The sequence below is a fragment of the Wolbachia endosymbiont (group A) of Apoderus coryli genome (assembly GCF_947251615.1).
Lineage (GTDB): Bacteria > Pseudomonadota > Alphaproteobacteria > Rickettsiales > Anaplasmataceae > Wolbachia.
In genome coordinates, this window is record NZ_OX366367.1 from 1,182,482 (window position 1) to 1,203,564 (window position 21,083).

Annotated in this window: 27 protein-coding genes, 2 other RNA genes and 1 pseudogene; 18 read left to right on the forward strand and 12 right to left on the reverse strand. The window is 35.0% G+C overall.

Annotation, left to right across the window (positions count from 1 at the left end; all coding sequences use genetic code 11):
- Positions 1-26 precede the first annotated feature (26 nt).
- Positions 27-170 (forward strand): hypothetical protein, encoded by a 144-nt coding sequence (locus tag OPR43_RS06085; protein ID WP_265034539.1) that lies wholly within the window; start codon positions 27-29, stop codon positions 168-170.
- A 169-nt stretch (positions 171-339) separates the two neighbouring features.
- Here OPR43_RS06085 and OPR43_RS08260 read toward each other — a convergent pair whose 3' ends face one another.
- The 7 genes from OPR43_RS08260 to OPR43_RS06115 all read right to left on the reverse strand — a co-directional run bounded on the left by OPR43_RS08260 (position 340) and on the right by OPR43_RS06115 (position 4,172).
- A complete protein-coding gene (locus OPR43_RS08260; RefSeq protein ID WP_353285420.1) occupies positions 340-504 on the reverse strand; it encodes a transposase in 165 nt (54 codons plus the stop codon).
- A 56-nt stretch (positions 505-560) separates the two neighbouring features.
- Positions 561-1,340 carry a hypothetical protein gene (locus OPR43_RS06090; protein ID WP_265034540.1) on the reverse strand — a complete coding sequence of 260 codons (780 nt, stop codon included), beginning with the start codon at positions 1,338-1,340 and terminating at the stop codon, positions 561-563.
- Positions 1,341-1,456: 116 nt separating this feature from the next.
- Complete coding sequence (locus tag OPR43_RS06095; RefSeq protein WP_265034541.1) at positions 1,457-1,594, reverse strand: hypothetical protein; 138 nt, start codon at positions 1,592-1,594, stop codon at positions 1,457-1,459.
- A 259-nt stretch (positions 1,595-1,853) separates the two neighbouring features.
- Positions 1,854-1,997, reverse strand: a complete 144-nt coding sequence (locus tag OPR43_RS06100) for a hypothetical protein (protein WP_265034542.1) — start codon at positions 1,995-1,997, stop codon at positions 1,854-1,856.
- Positions 1,961-2,095 carry a hypothetical protein gene (locus tag OPR43_RS06105; RefSeq protein WP_265034543.1) on the reverse strand — a complete coding sequence of 45 codons (135 nt, stop codon included), beginning with the start codon at positions 2,093-2,095 and terminating at the stop codon, positions 1,961-1,963. The genes OPR43_RS06100 and OPR43_RS06105 overlap by 37 nt, the downstream gene beginning before the upstream one ends.
- A gap of 207 nt (positions 2,096-2,302) precedes the next feature.
- Positions 2,303-3,592 carry a bifunctional folylpolyglutamate synthase/dihydrofolate synthase gene (locus OPR43_RS06110; protein WP_265034544.1) on the reverse strand — a complete coding sequence of 430 codons (1,290 nt, stop codon included), beginning with the start codon at positions 3,590-3,592 and terminating at the stop codon, positions 2,303-2,305.
- Positions 3,567-4,172: an MlaC/ttg2D family ABC transporter substrate-binding protein gene (locus OPR43_RS06115; protein WP_265034545.1), complete on the reverse strand. Its 606-nt coding sequence runs from the start codon at positions 4,170-4,172 to the stop codon at positions 3,567-3,569. Before OPR43_RS06115 ends, OPR43_RS06110 begins: the two co-directional genes overlap by 26 nt.
- A gap of 109 nt (positions 4,173-4,281) precedes the next feature.
- On the opposite strand from OPR43_RS06115, the gene ssrS reads away from it, so the two are divergent.
- From ssrS to OPR43_RS06130, 3 genes are all read left to right on the forward strand, one after another.
- A non-coding RNA gene (gene ssrS / locus OPR43_RS06120) (6S RNA) lies at positions 4,282-4,443 on the forward strand.
- 19 nt (positions 4,444-4,462) lie between these two features.
- On the forward strand, positions 4,463-4,924 hold the full coding sequence (locus OPR43_RS06125; RefSeq protein ID WP_341812822.1) for a type II toxin-antitoxin system RatA family toxin: 462 nt from the start codon (positions 4,463-4,465) through the stop codon (positions 4,922-4,924).
- Positions 4,925-4,977: 53 nt separating this feature from the next.
- Positions 4,978-5,664 carry a DsbA family protein gene (locus tag OPR43_RS06130; RefSeq protein WP_265034546.1) on the forward strand — a complete coding sequence of 229 codons (687 nt, stop codon included), beginning with the start codon at positions 4,978-4,980 and terminating at the stop codon, positions 5,662-5,664.
- A 29-nt stretch (positions 5,665-5,693) separates the two neighbouring features.
- Here OPR43_RS06130 and OPR43_RS06135 read toward each other — a convergent pair whose 3' ends face one another.
- Positions 5,694-5,972, reverse strand: coding sequence for a DUF2671 domain-containing protein (locus OPR43_RS06135; protein ID WP_250295262.1), 279 nt, complete (start codon positions 5,970-5,972; stop codon positions 5,694-5,696).
- Between the two features lie 258 nt (positions 5,973-6,230).
- Between OPR43_RS06135 and OPR43_RS06140 the strand changes: the two genes are divergently transcribed.
- Positions 6,231-6,878: an O-methyltransferase gene (locus OPR43_RS06140; RefSeq protein WP_265034547.1), complete on the forward strand. Its 648-nt coding sequence runs from the start codon at positions 6,231-6,233 to the stop codon at positions 6,876-6,878.
- A gap of 1 nt (position 6,879) precedes the next feature.
- Here OPR43_RS06140 and OPR43_RS06145 read toward each other — a convergent pair whose 3' ends face one another.
- Positions 6,880-7,533 (reverse strand): glutathione S-transferase family protein, encoded by a 654-nt coding sequence (locus OPR43_RS06145; protein ID WP_265034548.1) that lies wholly within the window; start codon positions 7,531-7,533, stop codon positions 6,880-6,882.
- 107 nt (positions 7,534-7,640) lie between these two features.
- Positions 7,641-7,856, reverse strand: a pseudogene (locus OPR43_RS08265) (WPE palindromic element domain-containing protein); the annotation flags it as partial.
- 112 nt (positions 7,857-7,968) lie between these two features.
- Between OPR43_RS08265 and ffs the strand changes: the two are divergent.
- The 3 genes from ffs (at position 7,969) to OPR43_RS06165 (ending at position 10,021) form a co-directional block, all read left to right on the forward strand.
- An RNA gene (ffs, locus tag OPR43_RS06155) (signal recognition particle sRNA small type) lies at positions 7,969-8,068 on the forward strand.
- 15 nt (positions 8,069-8,083) lie between these two features.
- A complete protein-coding gene (dnaX, locus tag OPR43_RS06160) occupies positions 8,084-9,685 on the forward strand; it encodes a DNA polymerase III subunit gamma/tau (protein ID WP_265034549.1) in 1,602 nt (533 codons plus the stop codon).
- A 21-nt stretch (positions 9,686-9,706) separates the two neighbouring features.
- The gene (locus OPR43_RS06165; RefSeq protein WP_320109942.1) at positions 9,707-10,021 is read left to right on the forward strand and encodes a YbaB/EbfC family nucleoid-associated protein; all 315 of its coding nucleotides are present in this window, start codon (positions 9,707-9,709) and stop codon (positions 10,019-10,021) included.
- Between the two features lie 257 nt (positions 10,022-10,278).
- Here the strand turns inward: OPR43_RS06165 and OPR43_RS06170 are convergent, their stop codons facing one another.
- The gene (locus OPR43_RS06170) at positions 10,279-10,443 is read right to left on the reverse strand and encodes a hypothetical protein (protein WP_265034550.1); all 165 of its coding nucleotides are present in this window, start codon (positions 10,441-10,443) and stop codon (positions 10,279-10,281) included.
- Positions 10,444-10,826: 383 nt separating this feature from the next.
- Here OPR43_RS06170 and OPR43_RS06175 point away from each other — a divergent pair, with 383 nt between their 5' ends.
- From OPR43_RS06175 to dnaN, 5 genes are all read left to right on the forward strand, one after another.
- Complete coding sequence (locus OPR43_RS06175; protein WP_265034551.1) at positions 10,827-11,507, forward strand: acyloxyacyl hydrolase; 681 nt, start codon at positions 10,827-10,829, stop codon at positions 11,505-11,507.
- A gap of 12 nt (positions 11,508-11,519) precedes the next feature.
- Positions 11,520-11,687, forward strand: a complete 168-nt coding sequence (locus OPR43_RS06180) for a hypothetical protein (protein ID WP_265034552.1) — start codon at positions 11,520-11,522, stop codon at positions 11,685-11,687.
- A gap of 138 nt (positions 11,688-11,825) precedes the next feature.
- On the forward strand, positions 11,826-12,719 hold the full coding sequence (locus OPR43_RS06185) for an RNA polymerase factor sigma-32 (protein ID WP_265034553.1): 894 nt from the start codon (positions 11,826-11,828) through the stop codon (positions 12,717-12,719).
- Positions 12,712-13,209, forward strand: a complete 498-nt coding sequence (locus OPR43_RS06190; RefSeq protein WP_265034554.1) for an invasion associated locus B family protein — start codon at positions 12,712-12,714, stop codon at positions 13,207-13,209. Before OPR43_RS06185 ends, OPR43_RS06190 begins: the two co-directional genes overlap by 8 nt.
- A gap of 124 nt (positions 13,210-13,333) precedes the next feature.
- A complete protein-coding gene (dnaN, locus tag OPR43_RS06195) occupies positions 13,334-14,491 on the forward strand; it encodes a DNA polymerase III subunit beta (protein WP_265034555.1) in 1,158 nt (385 codons plus the stop codon).
- A gap of 86 nt (positions 14,492-14,577) precedes the next feature.
- Here dnaN and truA read toward each other — a convergent pair whose 3' ends face one another.
- Positions 14,578-15,303, reverse strand: a complete 726-nt coding sequence (truA, locus tag OPR43_RS06200; protein ID WP_265035690.1) for a tRNA pseudouridine(38-40) synthase TruA — start codon at positions 15,301-15,303, stop codon at positions 14,578-14,580.
- Between the two features lie 154 nt (positions 15,304-15,457).
- On the opposite strand from truA, the gene recA reads away from it, so the two are divergent.
- The 5 genes from recA (at position 15,458) to OPR43_RS06225 (ending at position 21,010) form a co-directional block, all read left to right on the forward strand.
- Positions 15,458-16,525, forward strand: a complete 1,068-nt coding sequence (recA, locus tag OPR43_RS06205) for a recombinase RecA (RefSeq protein WP_265026191.1) — start codon at positions 15,458-15,460, stop codon at positions 16,523-16,525.
- Between the two features lie 181 nt (positions 16,526-16,706).
- The gene (locus tag OPR43_RS06210) at positions 16,707-17,399 is read left to right on the forward strand and encodes a phosphatidylserine decarboxylase (protein WP_265035692.1); all 693 of its coding nucleotides are present in this window, start codon (positions 16,707-16,709) and stop codon (positions 17,397-17,399) included.
- On the forward strand, positions 17,396-18,166 hold the full coding sequence (locus tag OPR43_RS06215) for a CDP-alcohol phosphatidyltransferase family protein (RefSeq protein ID WP_265026190.1): 771 nt from the start codon (positions 17,396-17,398) through the stop codon (positions 18,164-18,166). The genes OPR43_RS06210 and OPR43_RS06215 overlap by 4 nt, the downstream gene beginning before the upstream one ends.
- A gap of 31 nt (positions 18,167-18,197) precedes the next feature.
- The gene (locus tag OPR43_RS06220; protein WP_265034556.1) at positions 18,198-19,541 is read left to right on the forward strand and encodes an alanine/glycine:cation symporter family protein; all 1,344 of its coding nucleotides are present in this window, start codon (positions 18,198-18,200) and stop codon (positions 19,539-19,541) included.
- A gap of 2 nt (positions 19,542-19,543) precedes the next feature.
- Positions 19,544-21,010, forward strand: a complete 1,467-nt coding sequence (locus OPR43_RS06225) for an alanine/glycine:cation symporter family protein (protein ID WP_265034557.1) — start codon at positions 19,544-19,546, stop codon at positions 21,008-21,010.
- The last annotated feature ends 73 nt before the right edge of the window (positions 21,011-21,083 follow it).

Genomic DNA, 21,083 nt, shown 5'->3' on the forward strand with positions numbered 1-21,083 from the left:
CGTAAACCATCACTGCTTAAGGTGCTATGCAACAAAGCCGTCTGGGATCCAGTTTTCTTTACAAATTCACCAAAAGTGTTTCATTCTATAACGCAAAACCCATACTCACCAAACCCAATGCATTACTTGCAATTAAGTTTCCTGGATCCCAGACTGGGATGACATCATAGGGGCGCTGGCCATAAGTGTTGAAAGTATCAAAAATAACGTGATATGAGATGATCAACGGCATGTAAATTACCTCCCGACAGTAAAACAATCGAACGTATAAAAGAGTCATTTAGATCCAATGTGAATTGCAGTAATGCTATTTTGAACCCATGTAGATTATTTTTGATTTTATAAACAAGAAATAACAAAGCAGATCATGTAAATATACACCTTCATGCCATTCATAGTATGGCTTAAAAAGTGCTTATATCCAAGATTTTGCTTTATAAATTTAAAGAACACTTCTATATCCCATCTGCGCCTATATAGCTCTGTTACTTCATAAGCTGGCATTTCAAACAAGTTTGTCAAAAACCATATTTCATCTCCAATTTTATTTCTGATTTTTATTAGCCGTAGATCATTGCCACTTTACCTCGTGCACGATAAAGATTAACTATTATATCTTCTAAAATCTCTGATCCATCCGATTTTTGTTCTCTTATAACTTTGTTCCTGCTTATAACATCATGTTTTCTTCCTACTTTAACTCTTGTGATAAATTTGTACTCCTTTTCATCAAATTCGGCAAAAGTTCCAACTTTTCTGATTCCTCTATCAAATAATAAAATATCCTCTTTTTCAACTTTAGCTTCATTAATTGCTCTCACTAATGCTATATCTTCACTACTTTCTTCTTGTCCTTTACAAAATCTTATACTTGTCGGCAATTGATCCTTTAATCCTACACTCACTTTAACTTGACTGTCGTTACTTTTACCGCCTATTTTTAGCCCATCTTTTATGAGATATCCCGATAAATTTATGATCGTCGAATCAAACTTATGTAAGTTATTTGATGTTTTTTGGGGTAATAGCTTTTTAATCTTGCTCATCAAATCAATATATACTCCCTTAAAATATTCTGGATTTATAACTTTTAACCTTTTTGACAAACCACTGTATGTTACTGTACTTTTATCGCTATTCTTATCCATTATACACCTGTTTATTACCATTTCTAGCGCTCTTAGGCTTGTTTTTTGCCCCATTAATATTAACTTCATTAGACCTTTAAATATAATCTTGCCCAACAATTTAGTATTACATTTATCTACTTCACTTAATTTTCCTAGCCTTTCTAAATCCTCATCTTTTATTAAATTTAGTACTCTTTCTATTTGATCCATTATTGCCTCCTTTTTCTTGCAATAATAGTTCTTTATGTCTTTTTTGTGTTACTTTCAACACTTATGCCCAGTGCCCCTATGATGTCATTCCAGCGCGTGACGCTGGAATCTAGTTCTTATTGTACATTTACTTGGTGTAGAGTTAAGTTTCCTGGATCCCAGTGTCTGGGCACTGGGATGACAAAAAAGGGGCTACTCGGATGACAAAAAAAGGAGCACTGGAATGACAGGAGAAGGAGGCGCTGGGATGACAAGAAAGGAGCACTGCCATTATAGAGTGAACCAGTGTCAGCTACTCGGATGACAAAAAAAGGGGCACTGGGATGACAGCTACCCTGACAACCGTCATCCCGCTGCTTGTTAGCCGGTATCTAGAGATACCGTGACGGTATGACGGTTTGCGGCGGTATAGTAACTCGTCATCCCGCTGCTTGTTAGCGGCTAAGAGATACCGCGGCGGTATGACGGTGTAGATGATGGTTAAGTATCCCGCTACGTGTTAGCGCCGCGGCGTTATGACGGTTCGCGGTGGCATCTCGTCATCCCGCTACTTGTTAGCGGATGAGATACCGCGAATGAATCGCGGTATGACGGTTCGCGGCGGCATGACGATAACCTTGTCATCCCAGTGCTTGACACTGGGATCCAGTTTTCCATATAATCTCATCGAAAATGTTGTAACCACTGTCTGTGCTAGTTTGCTTGCCCACAAGCAAACTTTCCTGGATCCCAGTGTCTGGGCACTGGGATGACAAAAAAGAGGCTACTTGGATGACACCCTGACGATCGTCATCCCGCTACTTGTTAACGGCTAAGAGATACCACGAATGAATCGCGGTATGACGAGGGAGAACAGTTGATATTTTGTTACGTGTTAGCGGCTAAGAGATACCGCGAATGAATCGCGGTATGACGGTTCGCGGCGGTATGACGCGTTGCTTGGGTCAGCTATATCATTAAAGTTAGCTATTCTCCATACTCAAATCTCTGGCTAGAAATAACGAGCCACAGATTAGTATGGTTTTTACATTATAGATAGAGGCTTTTAATATGTGATTTGATATTGCATCGCCAATTGATTCACATTCAACTGCCTTTATTTCTATGTTATTGGCTTTTTCCCTAATCAAATTTGTATTTGTTGCTTTAGGTTCAGACTTAACACAAACCGCACATAGTAGTTTGATATATGGTTTTAAGTGTTCTAAGAACTCTTCTACATTTCTGTTACGAGTAACACCAAAAATTATATAGACACCTTCAGCAAAGTTATCTCTTACCCACTGAGATAGCACTCTAGCACCATCATTATTGTGCGCACCATCTAAAAATAATTGCCAATCTTTTGGTAATAAAGAAATTAAATTGCCCTCTTTTATACGCTCCAGTCGTGCAGGCCAATAGGTATGCTGTAAACCTGAAGTGATATCCTCTTCTCCAATGTCAAATCCATATTTTCCACTCAAAATGCTACATGCTGCAATGGCGTTTCCTGCATTGATTATTTGGTGATCACCCTTTAAAGACGGCAAAGGAAATTCTATTGATTGAATAGCTGATTGAAAAACCATTTTGTTGTTCTTTTTTTTGCAATTCCATTCAAAGCCTCCTCTATATAAAGGAGATTTCTTATTTATTGCATGGAATTCTAGTGTATTCATTATAGACTTTTTTTGTGGTGCTATTACACAAGGAATATTAGGTTTCATTATTCCAGCTTTTTCACCTGCTATGGTTTCTACAGTAGGGCCAAGATATTCTGTATGATCAAGTGCAATGGAAGTAATGATTGTTAAAATCGGATTATCTATAACATTTGTTGCATCAAGCCTTCCACCCATACCCACTTCAACTAAAGTTATATCGGCTTTATGACGAGAAAAAGCTAAAAAAGCTGCAATAGTTGCAGCTTCAAACAGAGTGATAGGTTGTTCTGCAATTACGGCACGGCATTCTTCTAACAAGCTATATAATTCATTATCGTCGATATAACTGCCTGCAATAACTATTCTTTCATTAAAATTCACCAAATGTGGAGAAGTGTATGCGTGTACCTTATACCCTGCTGCTTGCATTATATATCTTATAAATGCTAGTGTTGAGCCTTTCCCATTAGTTCCAGCTATATGAATTACGGGAGGCATTTTTTTCTCGGGGTTATCTAGTTTGCTAAGAAAGCCTTTTATGCGATCAAGAGAAAAATCATTCGGCCTGCTACCAAGTGGCTTAGGCCAATGAGGCATATAGATCATTATTGCACCTTAATTCATCTATAACGCTCGCTATACCATGCGTATCAATCTTCTCACTAAATTGAGAACGTTGATTAATAGCAATACTTATTCCACTCATTACAACATCACTTATCAAGAAAGAACTGTTATTTTTAGTAACTTTAAAATCAATATTTGTAAATTCTTCATCGCCATAAGAGAACCTTGTACCAATTAAGCAAGTTTCATCGTCAACTGCTTTTGCACTCATTATGATCATTTCACTATCATGCATGTATTTATATAAAATTTTAACGCACAAACGCGTAAGATACACTTCATACTCTCTTAAAAAATCTTCTTTTTCTTTTTGTTTAACTAAAGCCCAATGTTTCCCTATAACGAATTGCGATATTCCTTTGAGGTTAACATTATTCTGAATGACCTCCTGAAGCTTTTCGTGTACATGCTCTAGGTTTTTTCTATTTCCTTTTGTAGATATACCATCCACTTGTTGCTTCATAGTATGCACAAAAATTTTGTGATCTGTACAATTAGTATAAGCACTTGAAGAAATTACAATAAAAACAATAATGATTAAAACTTTAGTAATGTTCATAAGATAAACTATAATACTTAAAATGCAAAATTTAATAAAGATTAAATAATAATCGCTGACTTTAATATACCTATAGACATGCCCTGTGTAAATCATCTATAATTCAAGTAGGGGTCTGTGCTATGCGTTATGAGTTAAGTTAAATTTCCCGAGCGATAATTTCTAGAGAAGGGAATTGCCTCTGCTGGTTTCGTTGAAACTAATATGCGATGCCCACCTTAACTTCAGGTCTCAGGAATCTACTAAGGCTGACGGTAGATACGGATCCTTTTTTGATTGGTACTAAATTTATGCTTCATCAATACAGAGAACAAGGTACCTTCCTATGTTCGCCTAATGAAGTATTCAAAATTGTAATTGATGTTGAAAGGTATCCTGATTTTGTTCCTTGGTGCAAAGCCGTTTATATAAAAGAAAAAATTAACAACCAAATGGTTGTGGATCTCCTCGCAGCTTTTCATGGAATTAAAGGAAGGTACACATCAGAAGTTACTTCTCTTTCTCCAAGTGGAACAAATGAAAGTTGGATAAAAGCTGTATCATCAAATGGAATATTTAAACATCTATACAATGAATGGCAATTCATTCCCATAGATGAAAATAAAACCATGGTAAAGTTTTATATAGAGTTTAAGTTTAAGTCCAACTCATTTTCCACTTTATTAAACTCAGTATATAAATATACACAAAGTAAAATAATTGCTGCATTTAAAGATAGGGCTGAAAGCCTTGCTAAACAAAAGTTATCTTGACATTATTAATATAAATATGTAATTTTTTTAGTAAGTTAAGTGTTTGTATTGTAATGATTTTTAGACTATTGTTTTTACTAATTCTTATGAGTGTTGATTCTTATGCAGTTGTTAACCAACATATTCAAAAAGAAACTAATGAAATAACATCAAAAGAGTTACTATCACTATTACCTGATGATAAATTATTAGGAGATCCAAAAGCACCAATTCTAATGATAGAATATGCTTCATTAACTTGCTATCACTGCTCTCTTTTTCATAAGAATGTTTTTCCTAAAATTAAAGAGAAATATATAGATACAGGTAAGATGTTATATATATTTCGTCATTTTCCTTTGGATTACAGAGGGCTAAAGGCTGCAATGCTAAGTCATTGCTACGAAAAACAAGAAGACTACTTTAATTTTAACAAAGCTGTTTTTAACTCAATAGATTCGTGGAATTACTCCAATTTGAGTGATTTGACTTTACTACAAAGAATTGCTGCACTAAGCAACTTAAAGCAAGATGCATTTAACCAATGCATTAATGATAAGAAAATGATGGATAAAATCATAAATGATAAATCACTGGCAATTAATAAACTTGGTATCACAGCCACTCCAATATTTTTCATCAAGCTCAACGATGGTAAGTCATATATAGAGCATAATAAAGTTAAACATGAAGGGTATAAAGAGCTGAAATACTTCACTAACGTAATAGATGAATTATATGGAAAAGCTATAGTGAAGTAATACCACTGTAGCTTACCATATAAAAGACTCTATGCTGAGTCATTGTTTTTCACTACTGTTTGTTGTTTTTTACGCTCAAACTCTCTTTTTTTACTGTGCCAAGTGTAGTAATACATAGCGATTTTATTCTCTATTAATATTATTGTCCCATCATAAAACTGAACCATATCCATAACTTTTTTCTGAGCTTCATTAAAACGTTCTTTATACTTTTCACGATAAGCTGGATTATGTAGTAACATAACCCCTTCATTCTTGTTAGATTTTTTGTTTAACGTTTCAACTTCACCAGCAATAGTATAAGACATATAACCCCCTCTAATTGATTATAAAAATTATATTTTAAAAAGAGAAATGCGCATAAACAATCCCTTTAATTCTAGCATAATAATCGATTGTTTATTATACTAGTTAACTATAGTACAATATATAATAATTCTTGTCACTTAAAATTTTATACTATGAAATAATAACTTAAAATAAATGTTTTTATTATTTTAAACTATATTATTATATTTATAAATTGTGTATGAATTAAGCCTCCCTAATTTATAATATAAAACGTAATGCGTAATAATCCTAGTACAAAATTGTCATACATAAGAAATCTATTTGCAAAAGAATATAAAACAATAGAAGAATATTGTATTCTTGAAAAAAAGCAACATATTCAGATTGGCCCTGAAGAAGGAAAGCTATTAAGTTTATTTATAAAAATCCATAAAATCAAAAGTATTGTTGAGATTGGCACGTTATACGGTTATTCGTCGATTTGTATGGCAAAAGCTCTACTGAAAGACGGTCATATATATACAATAGAAAATAATCCTCAACACTCAAGAATAGCAAAAAAAAATTTTAGTGCTTTTAATCTAAGTGATAAAATTACTCTAATAGAAGGCGATGCACTGGAAAAAATTAATGAATTATCAGCAAAGGCACCATTTGACATGATATTTATCGATGCTGACAAAAGCAGTTATCCTAAGTATTTAGATTGGGCAGAGTCATACATTAAACGAGATGGGCTAATCGTTGCAGATAACACTCTACTGTTTAACACAGTATTTTTAGAATCGCCTCCAAAAGAAGTATCAGAAAAATCATGGCATGCTATGAGGGAGTTTAATAATAGATTATCAGATGAAAAGAAATATTTCTCTATATTGATTCCAACTGATGAAGGAATGACTGTAGCTTTAAAGCTAACATAAGTTAAAAATCAAGGTCAGCGTAATGTTTAGGAGGGGTTAACCCGGAAACTCTCTCTAATAATATTTCGCGAAAACAAGGCCTTGATTTAACAATGGAGTACCATTCTTTTAAAATTTTACTTTTTTCCCATGGAAAACTATTTACGTAGTCTATTACAGAAATATGCGACGCTAAAGTAATATCAGCCAAAGTGAACTTATCAGTTGCAAGCCAAACGTTCTTGTTAATTAAGTGTTCGATGTATTCCATATGGCAAGGCAGGTTATGCTGAGCTGCATGAAGAAATCTAGAGTCAGGGCTGCGGTTAGTAATTACTTTTTCATTCATAATATACTTAGTAACTTCATTGTAAAATTTGTTGTCGAACCAATTGATTAGAGCGCGTATTTTAGACTTAATAATAGTGGATGAACCAAGTAATTTGACGTCGCTATTGTAAGTTTCTTCTATATATTCACAAATGGCATTACTATCCGCTATTATAAAGTTATTATCTATTAATACTGGTACTTGTCCAGTTGGATTGATCTCCATGAATTCATTCCGCTTTTCCCACGGATTTTCATACACTAGATCGCAGCCTAATTTTTTTTCTTTTAGAAAAGCTCTAACTTTTCGTGAAAATGGACAAAGAGGAAAATGATATAAAATCATAACACCTCTCCTTTGTCATCCCAGTACCTATAGGTTGTTATTCCAGTGCATGATACTGGCATCCAGCTTATTTCATTATGGACATTATTTTTAACATATACTCCTAGAATCCGTTGTACATTGCATAATTTGCAAATATTTTTATATCTGGATCCCAGTACAACTGTACGAACATTGTAGTTTGAGAGCAATTCCCACCGGAAGGGTGTCATTCCAGTGCTTGACACTGGAATCCAGTTCTTATTATACAACAGCCTGATGTATTCATTTAAAATTAAGTTTTCTGGATCCCAGTGTCTGGGCACTGGGATGACAGAAGAAGAGTATTTTGGGTAACAGTTATTTACTCCAAAGTAGCACTGCAAAAAATCTGACATATCAAATTATAAAACTAACATAGGATATACCTTGCTAAATAAAAAAAAAAGTATAATATTTTATAAGGTATGCAGGCAAAAACTCTGTAATTTGGTCAGATCAGAAATGAAGCAGCCATATCGGAACCTTTTTGGGTTGCATACCTATTTCATTATTTGTTTTATCCGAGGCTATGAACATAGCATTAAAACATCGTCCTAGTAGCTTTAAAGATCTAGTAGGTCAAGATATATTAGTGCGTGTATTAGAAAATGCTTTTACTTTAAACAAAATCCCACAATCTATACTGCTCTCCGGTAGTAGTGGAGTTGGTAAAACCACCACTGCAAGGATAATAGCTTTATGTTTGAATTGTTCTCTGGGGCCAATTTTTGAACCTTGCGGATCATGTGAAAACTGTCTAGCAATAAAAAATTCAAGCCATCCAGATGTAATTGAAATCGATGCAGCAAGTCACACTAGCATTGACGATATTAAAGTAATCCTGGGAGATATTTGCTATTCACCTATAAGCTCTAAATTCAAAGTCTACATTATAGATGAAGTACATATGTTATCCAGCAGCGCATTTAACGCATTACTTAAAACCCTAGAAGAGCCACCATCTAGTGTAAAGTTCATTTTAGCAACTACGGAAATAAAAAAGATACCAATCACTATTATTGCACGTTGTCAAAGATTTGATTTACACAATATTCCTGTAGCTAAAATAGTGGAACGTTTAAATGATGTTGCACAAAAAGAGAGTTATTCCATTGAAAAGGGAGCATTAGAATTAATTGCACGACACTCTGGAAATTCAATGCGTAACGCCTTGTTTTTGATGAATCAAGCAGTGCTATATAGCAAAGATGGTGCAATATCCACTAAAAATGTGATAGACATACTTGGCCTAGTGGATAAAGATATTATATTCGATCTATTAGGAGCAATATTAGAAGGTGATTTACAGAAAGCTCTGTTAGTGTTTGACAAGGCGGTAAAAACAGCAAACCCACTTAGTATTTTTGAAGGTCTATTGCAAACAATTCAGTTAGTATGCCGTTTTTTAATTACGAAAGAGATTGATAGTGCAGTTACAGAGCATGAAAAGAATAGGATAAAAGATTTAAGTATAAAGAGATCTTTAATATTTTTTTCGAGATTGTGGAAGGTGTTGCTTAAAGGTATTCAAGATATAAAAACTTCAACATGCAACGATGTTGCTGCTGAAATGATGCTAATTAGTCTTTGCTATCTCTCTGATCTACCTTCTCCGGAACAGGTGATCAAAAAAGTTCTTTCACAGAATGCAGAGCAAGGAAATAGACAGGGCAGACCTGTTGCACCTTCCCCCTCTGTCATCCAAGTAGCTGACTACTCGGATCCAAAAAAATATGTGGAAAGTAAACAACAACCCCACTCTGTCATCCCAGTGCGTGACACTGGGATCCATGTAGAAAATAAACAACAAAATTACGATTTTGACAAAGTTTTGCAACTATTACGGCGGAGTAACCAAATTTATCTTTACAAACAACTGTGTAATAATCTACAATTAATAGATTGTAAACCTGGGTATTTAAAATTAAAAGCTGTATCTAAGTTGGATAGTAATTTTTGCAATGATTTAAAAAATTACTTAAACCAGGTGACTCAGCAGGAGTGGGTTATTACAGTTGATACGGGTTATATAAACAGGGAAGTGAGTAATTTAAATTATGCACCTGCAGTTAAGGATGTACTTGACACGTTTAAAGGTGCAAAAGTAGTTAATATAGAAAATAAGGAGTAAGTTGTGGATCTTAGTCAAATAATGAAACAAGCGCAAGAGATGCAAAAAAAGTTTGCAGAAGCTCAAGAAAAATATATTGGAAAAGAGTTTCAAGGTATTTCTGGTGGCGGCAAAGTTTCTGTATTAGTGGAAGTCATAAAAATAGGTAGCTATAAAGCTAAAAAGGTGAACATAGACTTAGAACTTATGAGAAATGAGGAAAAAGATATAGTAGAGGATTTAGTGACAGCAGCGTTTAATGATGCCGTTAAAAAAGCAGAAGAAGATATGGCAAATGCAACTTCTGATCTTGCAGGTATGATGGGTTTACCACCTGGATTTAAACTTCCTTTTTGAATTTACTACTGAAGTTTCTTTTAGTGTAAGTATTTCTTTTTTAATATTTCTAACGCCAGTACTTCTTCATATAATGCACCTATAGCTAGCACAGCCCTATGTCATACCGCCGCGGTATCTCAGCCGCTAACAAGTAGCGGAATGACGAGGTTATCGTCTGCTGCCACGAACCGTCATACCGCGATTCATTCGCGGTATCTCATCCGCTAACACGTGGCGGAATGACAGCAGTCCTACGTCATACCGTCACGGTATCTCTAGATCCCGCTAACACGTAGCGGGATGACGGTTGTCAGGCTAGTACCTTCCCCTGTCATCCCAGTGCCCTGACTACTTGGATCCAGGAAACTTAACTTTAATGAACGTGTCAAGTAGGCTGCATAATAAGGACTAGATTTCAATGTCAAGCACTGGAATGACATGGTGAGGCGTCATCCTGCTGCTCCTTTCTTGTCATCCCGCGCGGAATAATTAACCGTCATACCGCGATTCATTCGTGGTATCTCAGCCGCTAACACGTAGCGGAATGACAGCAAGTCCTACGTCATACCGTCACGGTATCTCTAGATCCCGCTAACAAGCAGCGGGATGACGAGGTCTTTCGATAGTAAATCTTACCTGTATTAGCTATACCAAAAAATCAAAAGTCGTGTAACTCTATTTATTCATTAATAAAATCTTTGTCTTCTCCTAAAAATTAGTTAAAATGTAGAATATTTTGTGTTATTAAGTTAGCACTTGACTTAACTTTAGTTGTTACTTAGACTGCTAAAGTGGAATTTTAATTTTTTTTACGAGGACAATTATGCATTATAAAAAGTTTTTTTCAGCAGCCGCTTTAGCAACGTTGCTAAGTTTATCAAACTCTGCTTTCTCAGATCCTGTTGGTCCAATAAGTGATGAAGAAACTAGCTACTACGTTCGTTTGCAATACAACGGTGAAATTTTACCTCTTTTCACAAAAGTTGATGGTATTACAAATGTAACAGGCAAAGAAAAGGATAGTCCCTTAAAAGCATCTTTTATAGCTGGCGGTGGTGCGTTTGGTTATAAAATGGACGACATCAGGGTTGACGTTGAAGGACTTTACTCATGGTTGAATAAAGATGCAGATGTAGCAGGTGACACAGTTGCAGATAATTTAACAGCAATTTCAGGACTAGTTAACGTTTATTACGATGTAGCAATTGAAGATATGCCTATCACTCCATACATTGGTGTTGGTGTTGGTGCAGCGTATATTAGCACTCCTTTGAAAACCGCTATAAATGATCAAAACAGTAAATTTGGTTTTGCTGGTCAAGTAAAAGCTGGTGTTAGTTATGACGTAACTCCAGAAATCAAACTCTACGCTGGAGCTCGTTATTTCGGCTCTTACGGTGCTAATTTCGATAAAACTTCTGGTGCGACCGGTAAAGATAAAGGAGGACATACAGTTTTTTACAGCACTGTTGGTGCAGAAGCTGGAGTAGCGTTTAATTTCTAGTCTATCTCAGTCTTGTTATCCCAGTGGGTTTTTTCTTGTCATCCAAGTAGCATGACACTGGGATCTAGAAAAAAGAAATGTGGATTCCAGTGTCAAGGCACTGGAATAACACTACTTGCTATGTGTTTAAGCTATAATGTTCACCATTGTACTGGTAGAATATTATCTAAAGTTACATAATGTTGTCCAATTAGCTAACACTGCGGCCTACTGTCTCCAAGAAATTAGATGGAAAATTTGTACTTTTTTCAAATCAAAGCTTGAATTTTTGCTGGAAAATCAATATATTATATGCATGAAGTTTTAATTTAAGTTGTTATGTTGACCCCAATGGCAAGCTTATGTGTTGATAGCAGAACCAATCTCATGCAATATATTGCTAGGGTGCGAAAATTTCCCATGCTGTCTCAAGAGGAAGAAGTACAACTAGCAAAAAATTGGAACCAATACAAGGATATTTCTTCTGCTCATAAATTGATTACCAGCCATTTGAATTTGGTAGTGAAAATTGCAATGAAATTCAAAAATTATGGACTATTGTTGATGGACCTGGTCATGGAAGGGAATATGGGTTTAATGCATGCAGTAAAAAAGTTTAATCCTGATTTAGGGTTTCGTTTTTCAACTTATGCAGTGTGGTGGATTGAAGCTTCAATAAAAGACTTTATATTGAAATCTTGGTCATTTGTGAAGATAGGTACAACGCAAGCACAAAGAAGATTATTTTTTAGTTTACGTAAAATAAAAAAAAGAATTTTACAGTATACAAACAGGGAAACTTTAAGTAATGAAGAAATAAAAGCAATATCTAATGAGCTTTCTGTATCCGAAGGAGACGTTCTGCAGATGAATTACCGTTTGGCTTGTAAGGATCAGTCGCTAAACGATTGCATAAAAATAGGTGATGACTCTAAAAGGGAGTTGCAAGATATGATCCCATGTAACTTGGTCAGTCAAGAAGTAACCTATCAGAATCATGAAGAAAAAGAATTAAAAGAAACAATTTTAAACAATGCACTAGCGAGCCTCAACGAAAGGGCAAGAGACATTTTTATCAGTAGATATTTGTCTGAAAACACTCAAACTCTGGATGAACTTAGTAAAAAGTATTGTGTTTCAAGAGAAAGAATAAGGCAGTTGGCTGAGCAGGCGATGGCTAAGGTAAAACGATATATACAATCTGAAAGTTTGAAATTTGGTTTGCATGCGTAGTTTTTTTATATTTCTAATATTTTTTTCGATAGACGCTTTTGCATCAGTTAGTGATGTGCAACTGAAGGAAAAATATAAAGATTGGCTCGTGTATACTGCATTGGAAGATGGAGAGAAAGTATGTTATATTGTATCCTATCCTAAAAAAAAAAGCGAACATTATACAACCAACCGCAAGCCATATGTAATGGTTAGTTATGTTGATAAAAAAGCAGATGAGGTAAGCGTTACCTCTGGTTTTCAGTATGACAAGGAGCCTGTAGCTCTCAATATCGACAAAAAAATTAAATATACATTGCCCATAATACAGGGAAGTTTTGCGTGGGCAGAGCATACAAAAATAGATCAAGATCTCATTCTAAAAATGAAGCAGGGATTATCAATGGTAGTTAATGGAAAAACAAAAACAGTGACCATTGATGATACTTATTCCCTACTTGGTTTTCAAAAAGCGTATCAAAAAATGCATGATTTATGCCATACAAAGTAAACTTATTGTAACAGAATACCCAGCTATAGTATAAACTAGACTACTCTTTCAATGGAAATATAAATAGCACTTTACTTTATATGGGATGTGGATATCATTTAAAATATATTTTTGAGAGTTAGCAATGTCAGAGGTTGCAGGTGTAGATACAGAAATCAAAAAGCAAAATTCTGTGTGCGAGCAGATGCGTTTTAGCGTGAGCCGCACAAGTCTTTTAAATACATTATCCAGAGTAAGTGGAGTGGTTGAAAGGCGTAATGCAATAGATGTTTTGGCATGTATAAATATCAAAGCACAACACGGCAGCATAAAACTAATGGCAACTGATCTTGACATTTCAATGTTTGCCTCACTTGCTGCAACCGTATTAACAGAAGGAGAAGTAAAAATTTCAGCGCATACTTTACATGACATAGTGAAGAAGTTACCCGCTGATTTGGATGTCAATTTTGAAGTAAACAACCAAGGAAAATTATTGATGTCTTGTGGAAATGCAAACTTTTCTTTACCGAATGTAGTTTCAAGCAGCTTTCCTGCTCTTGAAGAAGACAATTATAAACATGATTTTATTCTACTAAATACGGACCTGATAGACTTATTAACTAAAACAAAATTTGCTGTATCACTAGATGATACAAGGTATAATTTAAATGGAATATATCTGCATACGGATGAGCAGTTTCTGTACTGCGTTGCAACTGATGGCCATCGTTTATCATGTATAAAGAGGCCAAAGCCTGGGAACATCAATGATGAATTTGGTGTGATCATTCCACGTAAAACTGTTATGGAGCTGTTAAAAATATTGGACGATTGTAATGAAGTTAATATAAAACTTTCAGACAGAAAAATCAAGTTTACATGCGGTGAATATATTCTAATATCAAAATTAATAGATGGGACTTTTCCAAATTATAAAGCAGTTATTCCAGCATCTCAAGATAAGCATATGATTATTGAAAGTAAAAAACTTTTAGATGTTATAGATCGAGTTTCCGTTGTTGTATCTGATAAAGTAAAATCCATTAAATTCTCACTACAAGAAAAGCTGCTAACTTTGCATTCAAACTCTCAAGAGTGCAGTGATGCAACTGAATCCATAGAAGCGGACTACAATAAAGCCCCTATAGAAATAGGGTTCAACTCGCGTTATTTGCTTGATGTTCTATCCTGTATAAAAAATAAATGTAAGTTTAGCTTAGCCGATGGTAATAGTGCTACAATTATCACTGATGAAGACGATTCAAGTGTATTATATGTAGTGATGCCAATGAGAACTTAAACACGTCATCCGCTGCTTGTTAGCGGGATCTGGAGATACCGTGGCGGTATGACACTTATTTCACTAAGAATGTTATTTTTTATTAATTAGTAATCTATCTTTACCAAATATAAGCCAAAAGGTGGTGCAGTAACCCCAGCGGCACTTCTTTTGCATTGGCTTAATATATGTAGCATTTCTTGCGGATTGGTTCTATTTTTTCCAAATTCAACTAAAGTACCCACAATAATCCTCACTTGGTTATGTAAAAAGGAAATAGCAGATATTTTGATGTGTATATGGCTCCCGTTTTGTATTATATCGATATCATCAATTGTTCTTATCGGATTCGCAGCTTGACAATCTTTTGAATAGAAACTTGAAAGGTCATGTTTTCCAAGTAGATGTTTAGCAGCTTCACGCATAATATTTACATCAAGTGGGCTAAACACTTGCCATACATAACCCGTCTCCAGAGCGGCAGGAGCATAGCGATTAACTATTCTGTATTCGTAATATCTTTTTTTTGCTGAAAACCGTGCGTGAAACGCATCATCTACAACTTCTACATTGAGCACGACTATAGGAATTGATTTTAAATGATAATTTATTGCGTTTCTTATTCTATAAAGCTCAAATTCCTTTTCCATATCAAAATGAGCAACTTGTCCTAAAGCATGAACCCCTGCATCAGTCCTGCCACCACAGTACAAGGTAACTTTCTCACCACTAAAATTAAATATAGCATTTTCTATCTTCTCCTGGATTGAGTTAGCAGAGTGTTGCTGCTTTTGCCAGCCAGAGAAACTACTGCCATTATATTCTATTGTTATTTTGTATCACACTGCAGAGTCTATCTAACTTTCTATCTTAATATAATTTAGGTAGCTAATTTTTCTACGATAACGTTCTTCATCATTAAAAAACCCTTGGCAGGTTACTTGCGTTCGATTATCATAGAGAATTATATAAATTAATAAATGATCTATGGCAAGTAATCCAGAAGAAAGAAATAGTGATAAACAAAAAGCGCTAGATAACGCAATAAGCCAGATTGAAAAAGCATTCGGTAAAGGTGCAATAATGAAGCTGAAGCAAAATCCTTTAGAGAAAATAGACACAATATCCACAGGATCAATTGCGCTTGATTCGGCTCTAGGTGTTGGAGGTCTGCCAAAAGGGCGTATAATTGAAATATTTGGTCCCGAGAGTTCTGGTAAAACCACTCTTGCCTTGCACGTGATTGCTGAAGCACAAAAAAAAGGAGGATCATGCGCATTTATCGATGCAGAACATGCATTGGATGTCTTATATGCTCGCAAACTTGGGGTGAGCACTGATGATTTAGTAATTTCGCAACCAGACACTGGAGAGCAGGCGTTGCATATTGTTGAGTATTTAGTGTGTTCTGGCGCGGTTGACGTGATAGTTATTGACTCTGTTGCAGCGTTAACTCCAAGAGCTGAAATTGAGGGTGATATGGGTGATCAGCACATGGGGCTGCAAGCAAGGCTTTTAAGTCATGGGCTACGGAAACTAACCTCTGCCGTTTCAAAAGCGAACTGTATATTGATATTTATTAATCAAATTCGTATGAAAATAGGAGTAGTGTATGGAAATCCTGAAACTACCACGGGTGGAAATGCATTAAAATTCTATACTTCTGTAAGGCTTGATATAAGAAAAGTTGGTGTAATAAAAGACAAAGAAAATATTACAGGTAATGAAACAAGAGTTAAAGTTGTAAAAAATAAAGTTGCTCCTCCATTTAGAGAAGCGAAATTTGATATAATGTACAATGAAGGTATATCAAAACTCGGAGAAATAATAGATATGGGAGCAAAGCTTGGTGTGCTTGAAAAAGCAGGTGCTTACTATTCATATAACAACACACGTCTTGGACAAGGAAGAGAGAATGTAAAAACTTACTTAAAAACAAACAAAGAAGTCGCAAATGAAATAGAAACGAAAATCAGAGATTTACTCAGAAATCATGATAATTCTATCATAATAGACGAGGACAGTGAGCAACTTTTAGAAGAATCAGTGTTCTGATCTAAACTTAGGCATTAGATTTTGTGTTGGACGGGTTGTTACAGTATGACGGTGTGTGCTAATATAACAATCTGTAATGTTACCTTGTATCAAAAAGACTTTGCTGAAGCAGTTAAAAAAAGCTTTTCATGAGAAATTATAAATGATAAATTGTTAACAATAGGTTATTGTGAATAAGATTATGTGTTTTGGTTTACCTAATATAAATAGGGAAGGTTATTCATTTATAGTAGTTTCCTTTATAGTAACGTGTATAGCATTCTCTATATCTTGGGGGTTTGGTGTTACGTGCTTGTTTCCGACATTATTGTGTACTTATTTCTTTCGTGATCCAGCAAGAGTTGTGCCAAACAATAAGGATCTTATATTAAGTCCTGCTGATGGTGTGATTTCAAAAATTGAAGAAGTTAATTATCCTTTATTGGCAGAAAATGGAGAAGAGAAGAAGTTCACGCTTGTTAGCATATTTTTAAGTGTTTTGAACGTCCATGTGAATCGTATACCAATATCTGGTACGATAAAGGAAATGAGTTATAAAAAAGGCAAGTTTGTATCCGCAATGAGCAATAGGTCTAGTAATGAAAATGAAAAGCAGGTTATTGTGATTGAATACGAAAAGGGAAAAGAAATTATTGTGGAGCAAATAGCTGGATTAATTGCACGTCGTATCGTTTGTAATTTAGGAGTATCCCAGAACGTAAAAGCAGGTGAAAGGTTTGGAATTATAAGATTTGGCAGTAGAGTAAATATTTATGTTCCTGCTGATATAGAAGTAAGAGTTTCAGAAGGGCAAACTGTTATTGGTGGTGAAACAATTATAGTAAACTTAAATAAGGAAAACGTTCAAGAGAAGCTTACTTTTGACGTTATATGAATAACGATGGAAGTAACAGTAGATTCTTACCTATTACTAAATTATTCCCAAACTTTATAACTTTATTGGGTTTATGTTCTGGTCTCACTTCACTTAAATTTACATTTAATGAACAATGGGAATTCTCAGTAATTTTTATCATCATTGCAGCAATAATAGATGGAATGGATGGCAGAATAGCTAGAATTCTAAAATCAACTAGCGATTTTGGAGCCCAGCTTGATTCTTTTGCAGATTTTCTAAATTTTGGTGCAGCGCCTGCATTTCTTTTGTATTTTTGGAAGCTAAACGAAATCAAAGTCATAGGTTGGATTTTAGTAATGATATACGTAATCTGCATATCAATAAGACTTGCAAGATTCAATGTTTCGCTACACTCAGAACAATCATACTGGGAAAAATTTTTCTTTTCTGGTGTTCCAGCTCCAGTGTGTGCTTTACTTTCTTTGTTGCCAATAATTATTACCTTTCAATCTCATGAGAGTGAATACTTACTTCTCATAGAGCGATTTTTTAACACAAGAAACGTAGCTTGTTACTTTCTGGCCATTTCATTTTTTTCGATAAGTCACATTCCAACTTTCTCTGCAAAATATATTTATATTCCCAAAAGCCTATCTTATATATTTGTGTCATTTTTTGGAGTACTTATTATATTTTTCATCAGTAAGCCCTGGATAACGCTACCAATTTTAGGTGTAGTGTATGTACTTACTATTCCAGTAAGCACTGGGCTTTATATATATTACTCGTATAAAGCTCGTTAGCTATAAGTTGTAATAAAAAGTAGTGAGCAGCATGATTGTAAAAATAAGTGAACTGTTAAATTCATTTCTGTACATAAAGATATTCAACATTCCATTTATAATTATTTGGGTAATTGCAACTGGGGTTTTTTGTACCATCCAATTCAAATTCACTAACTTTAGATTGTTCAAGCATGGAATACAGACGCTATTCAATCTAAAGTGTAATAACAATAACAATGGCATAATCACTCATATTCAAGCGTTTGCAACAGTAATTTCAGGAACAGTTGGCCTTGGAACAATATCAGGAGTTGCAATAGCTATCACAATAGGGGGCCCAAGTGCAGTTTTTTGGATGGTAATTACCGGAATACTTGGTATGTCGATAAAGTTTGCCGAGGTGGTGCTTGCATTCACTTATCGCTCTGAAAATACAACTGGTGGTGCTTTTTATTACATGAAATACGGGCTTGCAAAGATTGGATTTGCAAAAACTGGTAGATTTCTTGCCTTTACTTATGCAATTATGCTACTTATTGCAATGATTTTGGGCGGTATACCATTTCAAGCGAATCAGATAGCAGCATTGTCAAATAACCTCTTTGAATACAACGCGTCCATTATTATATCTCTGCTTGTCTTTATTGTAATATTGGGAGGAATAAAGCGCATTGCTTTCGTTTCAACGAGCTTAGCACCAATTATGATAGTGCTATATGTGGGTATGTGTATATATTTAATTTATGTAAACAGAAGTAATTTGCTGAATGCTTTATCTATAATATTTCAAGATATTTTCAATAAATCGGCTATAGGAGGCGGAGTATTGAGCGGATTAATAGCCGGAGTGAGAAGATCAGTGTTTGCTAACGAAGCAGGTACCGGAACAGCAGCTATAGCACATTCAGCTGTAAAAGAAGAAGATCCAATTAAAGTTGGGTGTGTTGCAATGATTGCACCACTTATAGACACAATATTAATCTCATTTTTGACTGGTATTGTGATAATTATCACTGGTATGCATAGCACTGATAACGTGGGTGATATTACACTAATTAGTTCGGTATTCTCAACAGCTTTGCCCTTGTTCAGCAAGTTAGTTTTTCCGCTAATGATGTTTTCCTTTGCATTTTCTACAATAATAGCTTATTGTTACTACTGTGAAGTTGCTTTGCTGTATTTATTTGGTAATAAAAAAATACTGATACCGTTCCAAATTCTTATAGTGGTTTCAGTGTATATCAGTTGTATGTCAAAGGATATAGAATTTATATCTTATCTAGGTGACAGTTTGTTCATGTGCCTTATGGTTCCAAATGCTGTTGCAATATATCTACTGAGAAGGGAAGTTTTGAATACAATAGATTCTTATTACAATTCTAAAAGGTATTAAACATGACTTATAGATTGCTTTGTATGGTGTTATTTTGTCTATTGTTTAATGATGCGTATGCTGCTTCAGGTTTTTACGAAAGTTATGACGCTGTGTTGAATGGAATAAATAACTTCATGAATGAAGTGCTGTTTTTCAAAATCTTTTATATACCGTTCATACTTCTTCTACTAGTTTTTGGTTATGTGTTTCTAACATTACGTTTTGGATTTCTCAACATAAGAATGTTTAAGCATGCGTTTGCTATTTTATGTGGAAAATATGACACGAATCACCATAATGGTCATATTACACATTTTCAGGCATTTATGACTGCACTTTCAAGCACAGTAGGCCTTGGAACTGTTGCTGGAGTCGCAATTGCAGTTTCAATGGGAGGGCCAGGAGCGGTGCCTTGGATGATGATTACAGGTTTTTTTGGTATGTCAGCAAAATTTGCCGAAGTGACTTTAGCATTTAGACATAGAACAGAAGATCAGGACCAATTGTTTAGTGGCCCCTTTCAGTATATAAGGAATGGTCTGGAGGAATTTGGATTTAAAAAACTTGGTATTGTGCTGGCTGCCATGTATGCAGTATTCTTTGTATTATCAGGCCTTGGTGGAAGTGTAGCGTTTCAAACCAACCAAATGGTTTCAATATTATCTGGCTATTCAAGTTGGGTAGATGGTCACTCTTGGTTTCTTTCTTCCATAATCTCTGCGCTGCTTGCTCTAGTGATTATTGGCGGAATTAAAAGGATAGCTAGAGTATCTTCTGCACTAGTGCCTATTATGTCACTCATATATATATGTAGCTGCCTTGTTATTATTGGATTTAATATCCACAATCTTGGTCACACATTTAAGATATTATTTTCCAGCATGATAGATTTTAATGCTGTTGGCGGAGGGATGGTAGGAGCATTTGTTGCTGGAATTCAAAGAGCAATTTTTGCCAGCGAAGCGGGTGTTGGTTCTGCTGCAATTACTCATGCAACAACTAAAGATGAAGAACCAGTAAGAACTGGGCTTGTTGCTATGATAGAACCGTGTTTTGATACAATGCTCATTTGCTGTTTAACTGGAATAACGATAGTAATAACAGGTGCATACCAGACTAGTGTTGGTGAAGGGATATTAGTCACTCAAAAAGCATTTGAGACAGTTTCTCCGTGGTTTCCTATACTTCTAACAATAGCTGCACCTTTGTTTGCATTTTCTTCAGTAATTTCGTTTGTATATTGTTGTGAAATGGGGTGGCTATATTTATTCGGTGCAAAAAGTATAGTGATATATCGCATAGCGGTAATAATTGTGGCGTTTTTTTCTGGTCTTTCTAAAGATATAATGGCTATTGCCAATATTGGTGGAACTTTATTCTCTTGTTTAGCTCTCATCAATATGACAGCGCTTATACTGTTTAGTAATCAGATTAACGATGAAGTTCAGTGCTACCTAAAAAGGCTGAAAAATAATAAAATTAATTGAATCTTCGATATATGCGGAGAGGTATAGCTATAATAAGTAAGACTTCCCTACGTCATACCGCCGCGGTATCTCA

Excerpts from the sequence above, each read along its gene's own strand:
- OPR43_RS06085 (WP_265034539.1), top strand. The coding sequence starts at position 27 with ATGCAACAAAGCCGTCTGGGATCCAGTTTTCTTTACAAATTCACCAAA.
- OPR43_RS08260 (WP_353285420.1), bottom strand. The coding sequence starts at position 504 with ATGCCAGCTTATGAAGTAACAGAGCTATATAGGCGCAGATGGGATATA.
- OPR43_RS06090 (WP_265034540.1), bottom strand. The coding sequence starts at position 1,340 with ATGGATCAAATAGAAAGAGTACTAAATTTAATAAAAGATGAGGATTTA.
- OPR43_RS06100 (WP_265034542.1), bottom strand. The coding sequence starts at position 1,997 with ATGGAAAACTGGATCCCAGTGTCAAGCACTGGGATGACAAGGTTATCG.
- OPR43_RS06110 (WP_265034544.1), bottom strand. The coding sequence starts at position 3,592 with ATGATCTATATGCCTCATTGGCCTAAGCCACTTGGTAGCAGGCCGAAT.
- OPR43_RS06115 (WP_265034545.1), bottom strand. The coding sequence starts at position 4,172 with ATGAACATTACTAAAGTTTTAATCATTATTGTTTTTATTGTAATTTCT.
- OPR43_RS06125 (WP_341812822.1), top strand. The coding sequence starts at position 4,463 with ATGCTTCATCAATACAGAGAACAAGGTACCTTCCTATGTTCGCCTAAT.
- OPR43_RS06130 (WP_265034546.1), top strand. The coding sequence starts at position 4,978 with ATGATTTTTAGACTATTGTTTTTACTAATTCTTATGAGTGTTGATTCT.
- OPR43_RS06135 (WP_250295262.1), bottom strand. The coding sequence starts at position 5,972 with ATGTCTTATACTATTGCTGGTGAAGTTGAAACGTTAAACAAAAAATCT.
- OPR43_RS06140 (WP_265034547.1), top strand. The coding sequence starts at position 6,231 with ATGCGTAATAATCCTAGTACAAAATTGTCATACATAAGAAATCTATTT.
- OPR43_RS06145 (WP_265034548.1), bottom strand. The coding sequence starts at position 7,533 with ATGATTTTATATCATTTTCCTCTTTGTCCATTTTCACGAAAAGTTAGA.
- dnaX (WP_265034549.1), top strand. The coding sequence starts at position 8,084 with ATGAACATAGCATTAAAACATCGTCCTAGTAGCTTTAAAGATCTAGTA.
- OPR43_RS06165 (WP_320109942.1), top strand. The coding sequence starts at position 9,707 with ATGAAACAAGCGCAAGAGATGCAAAAAAAGTTTGCAGAAGCTCAAGAA.
- OPR43_RS06170 (WP_265034550.1), bottom strand. The coding sequence starts at position 10,443 with ATGTCATTCCAGTGCTTGACATTGAAATCTAGTCCTTATTATGCAGCC.
- OPR43_RS06175 (WP_265034551.1), top strand. The coding sequence starts at position 10,827 with ATGCATTATAAAAAGTTTTTTTCAGCAGCCGCTTTAGCAACGTTGCTA.
- OPR43_RS06185 (WP_265034553.1), top strand. The coding sequence starts at position 11,826 with ATGTTGACCCCAATGGCAAGCTTATGTGTTGATAGCAGAACCAATCTC.
- OPR43_RS06190 (WP_265034554.1), top strand. The coding sequence starts at position 12,712 with ATGCGTAGTTTTTTTATATTTCTAATATTTTTTTCGATAGACGCTTTT.
- dnaN (WP_265034555.1), top strand. The coding sequence starts at position 13,334 with ATGTCAGAGGTTGCAGGTGTAGATACAGAAATCAAAAAGCAAAATTCT.
- recA (WP_265026191.1), top strand. The coding sequence starts at position 15,458 with ATGGCAAGTAATCCAGAAGAAAGAAATAGTGATAAACAAAAAGCGCTA.
- OPR43_RS06210 (WP_265035692.1), top strand. The coding sequence starts at position 16,707 with ATGTGTTTTGGTTTACCTAATATAAATAGGGAAGGTTATTCATTTATA.
- OPR43_RS06215 (WP_265026190.1), top strand. The coding sequence starts at position 17,396 with ATGAATAACGATGGAAGTAACAGTAGATTCTTACCTATTACTAAATTA.
- OPR43_RS06220 (WP_265034556.1), top strand. The coding sequence starts at position 18,198 with ATGATTGTAAAAATAAGTGAACTGTTAAATTCATTTCTGTACATAAAG.
- OPR43_RS06225 (WP_265034557.1), top strand. The coding sequence starts at position 19,544 with ATGACTTATAGATTGCTTTGTATGGTGTTATTTTGTCTATTGTTTAAT.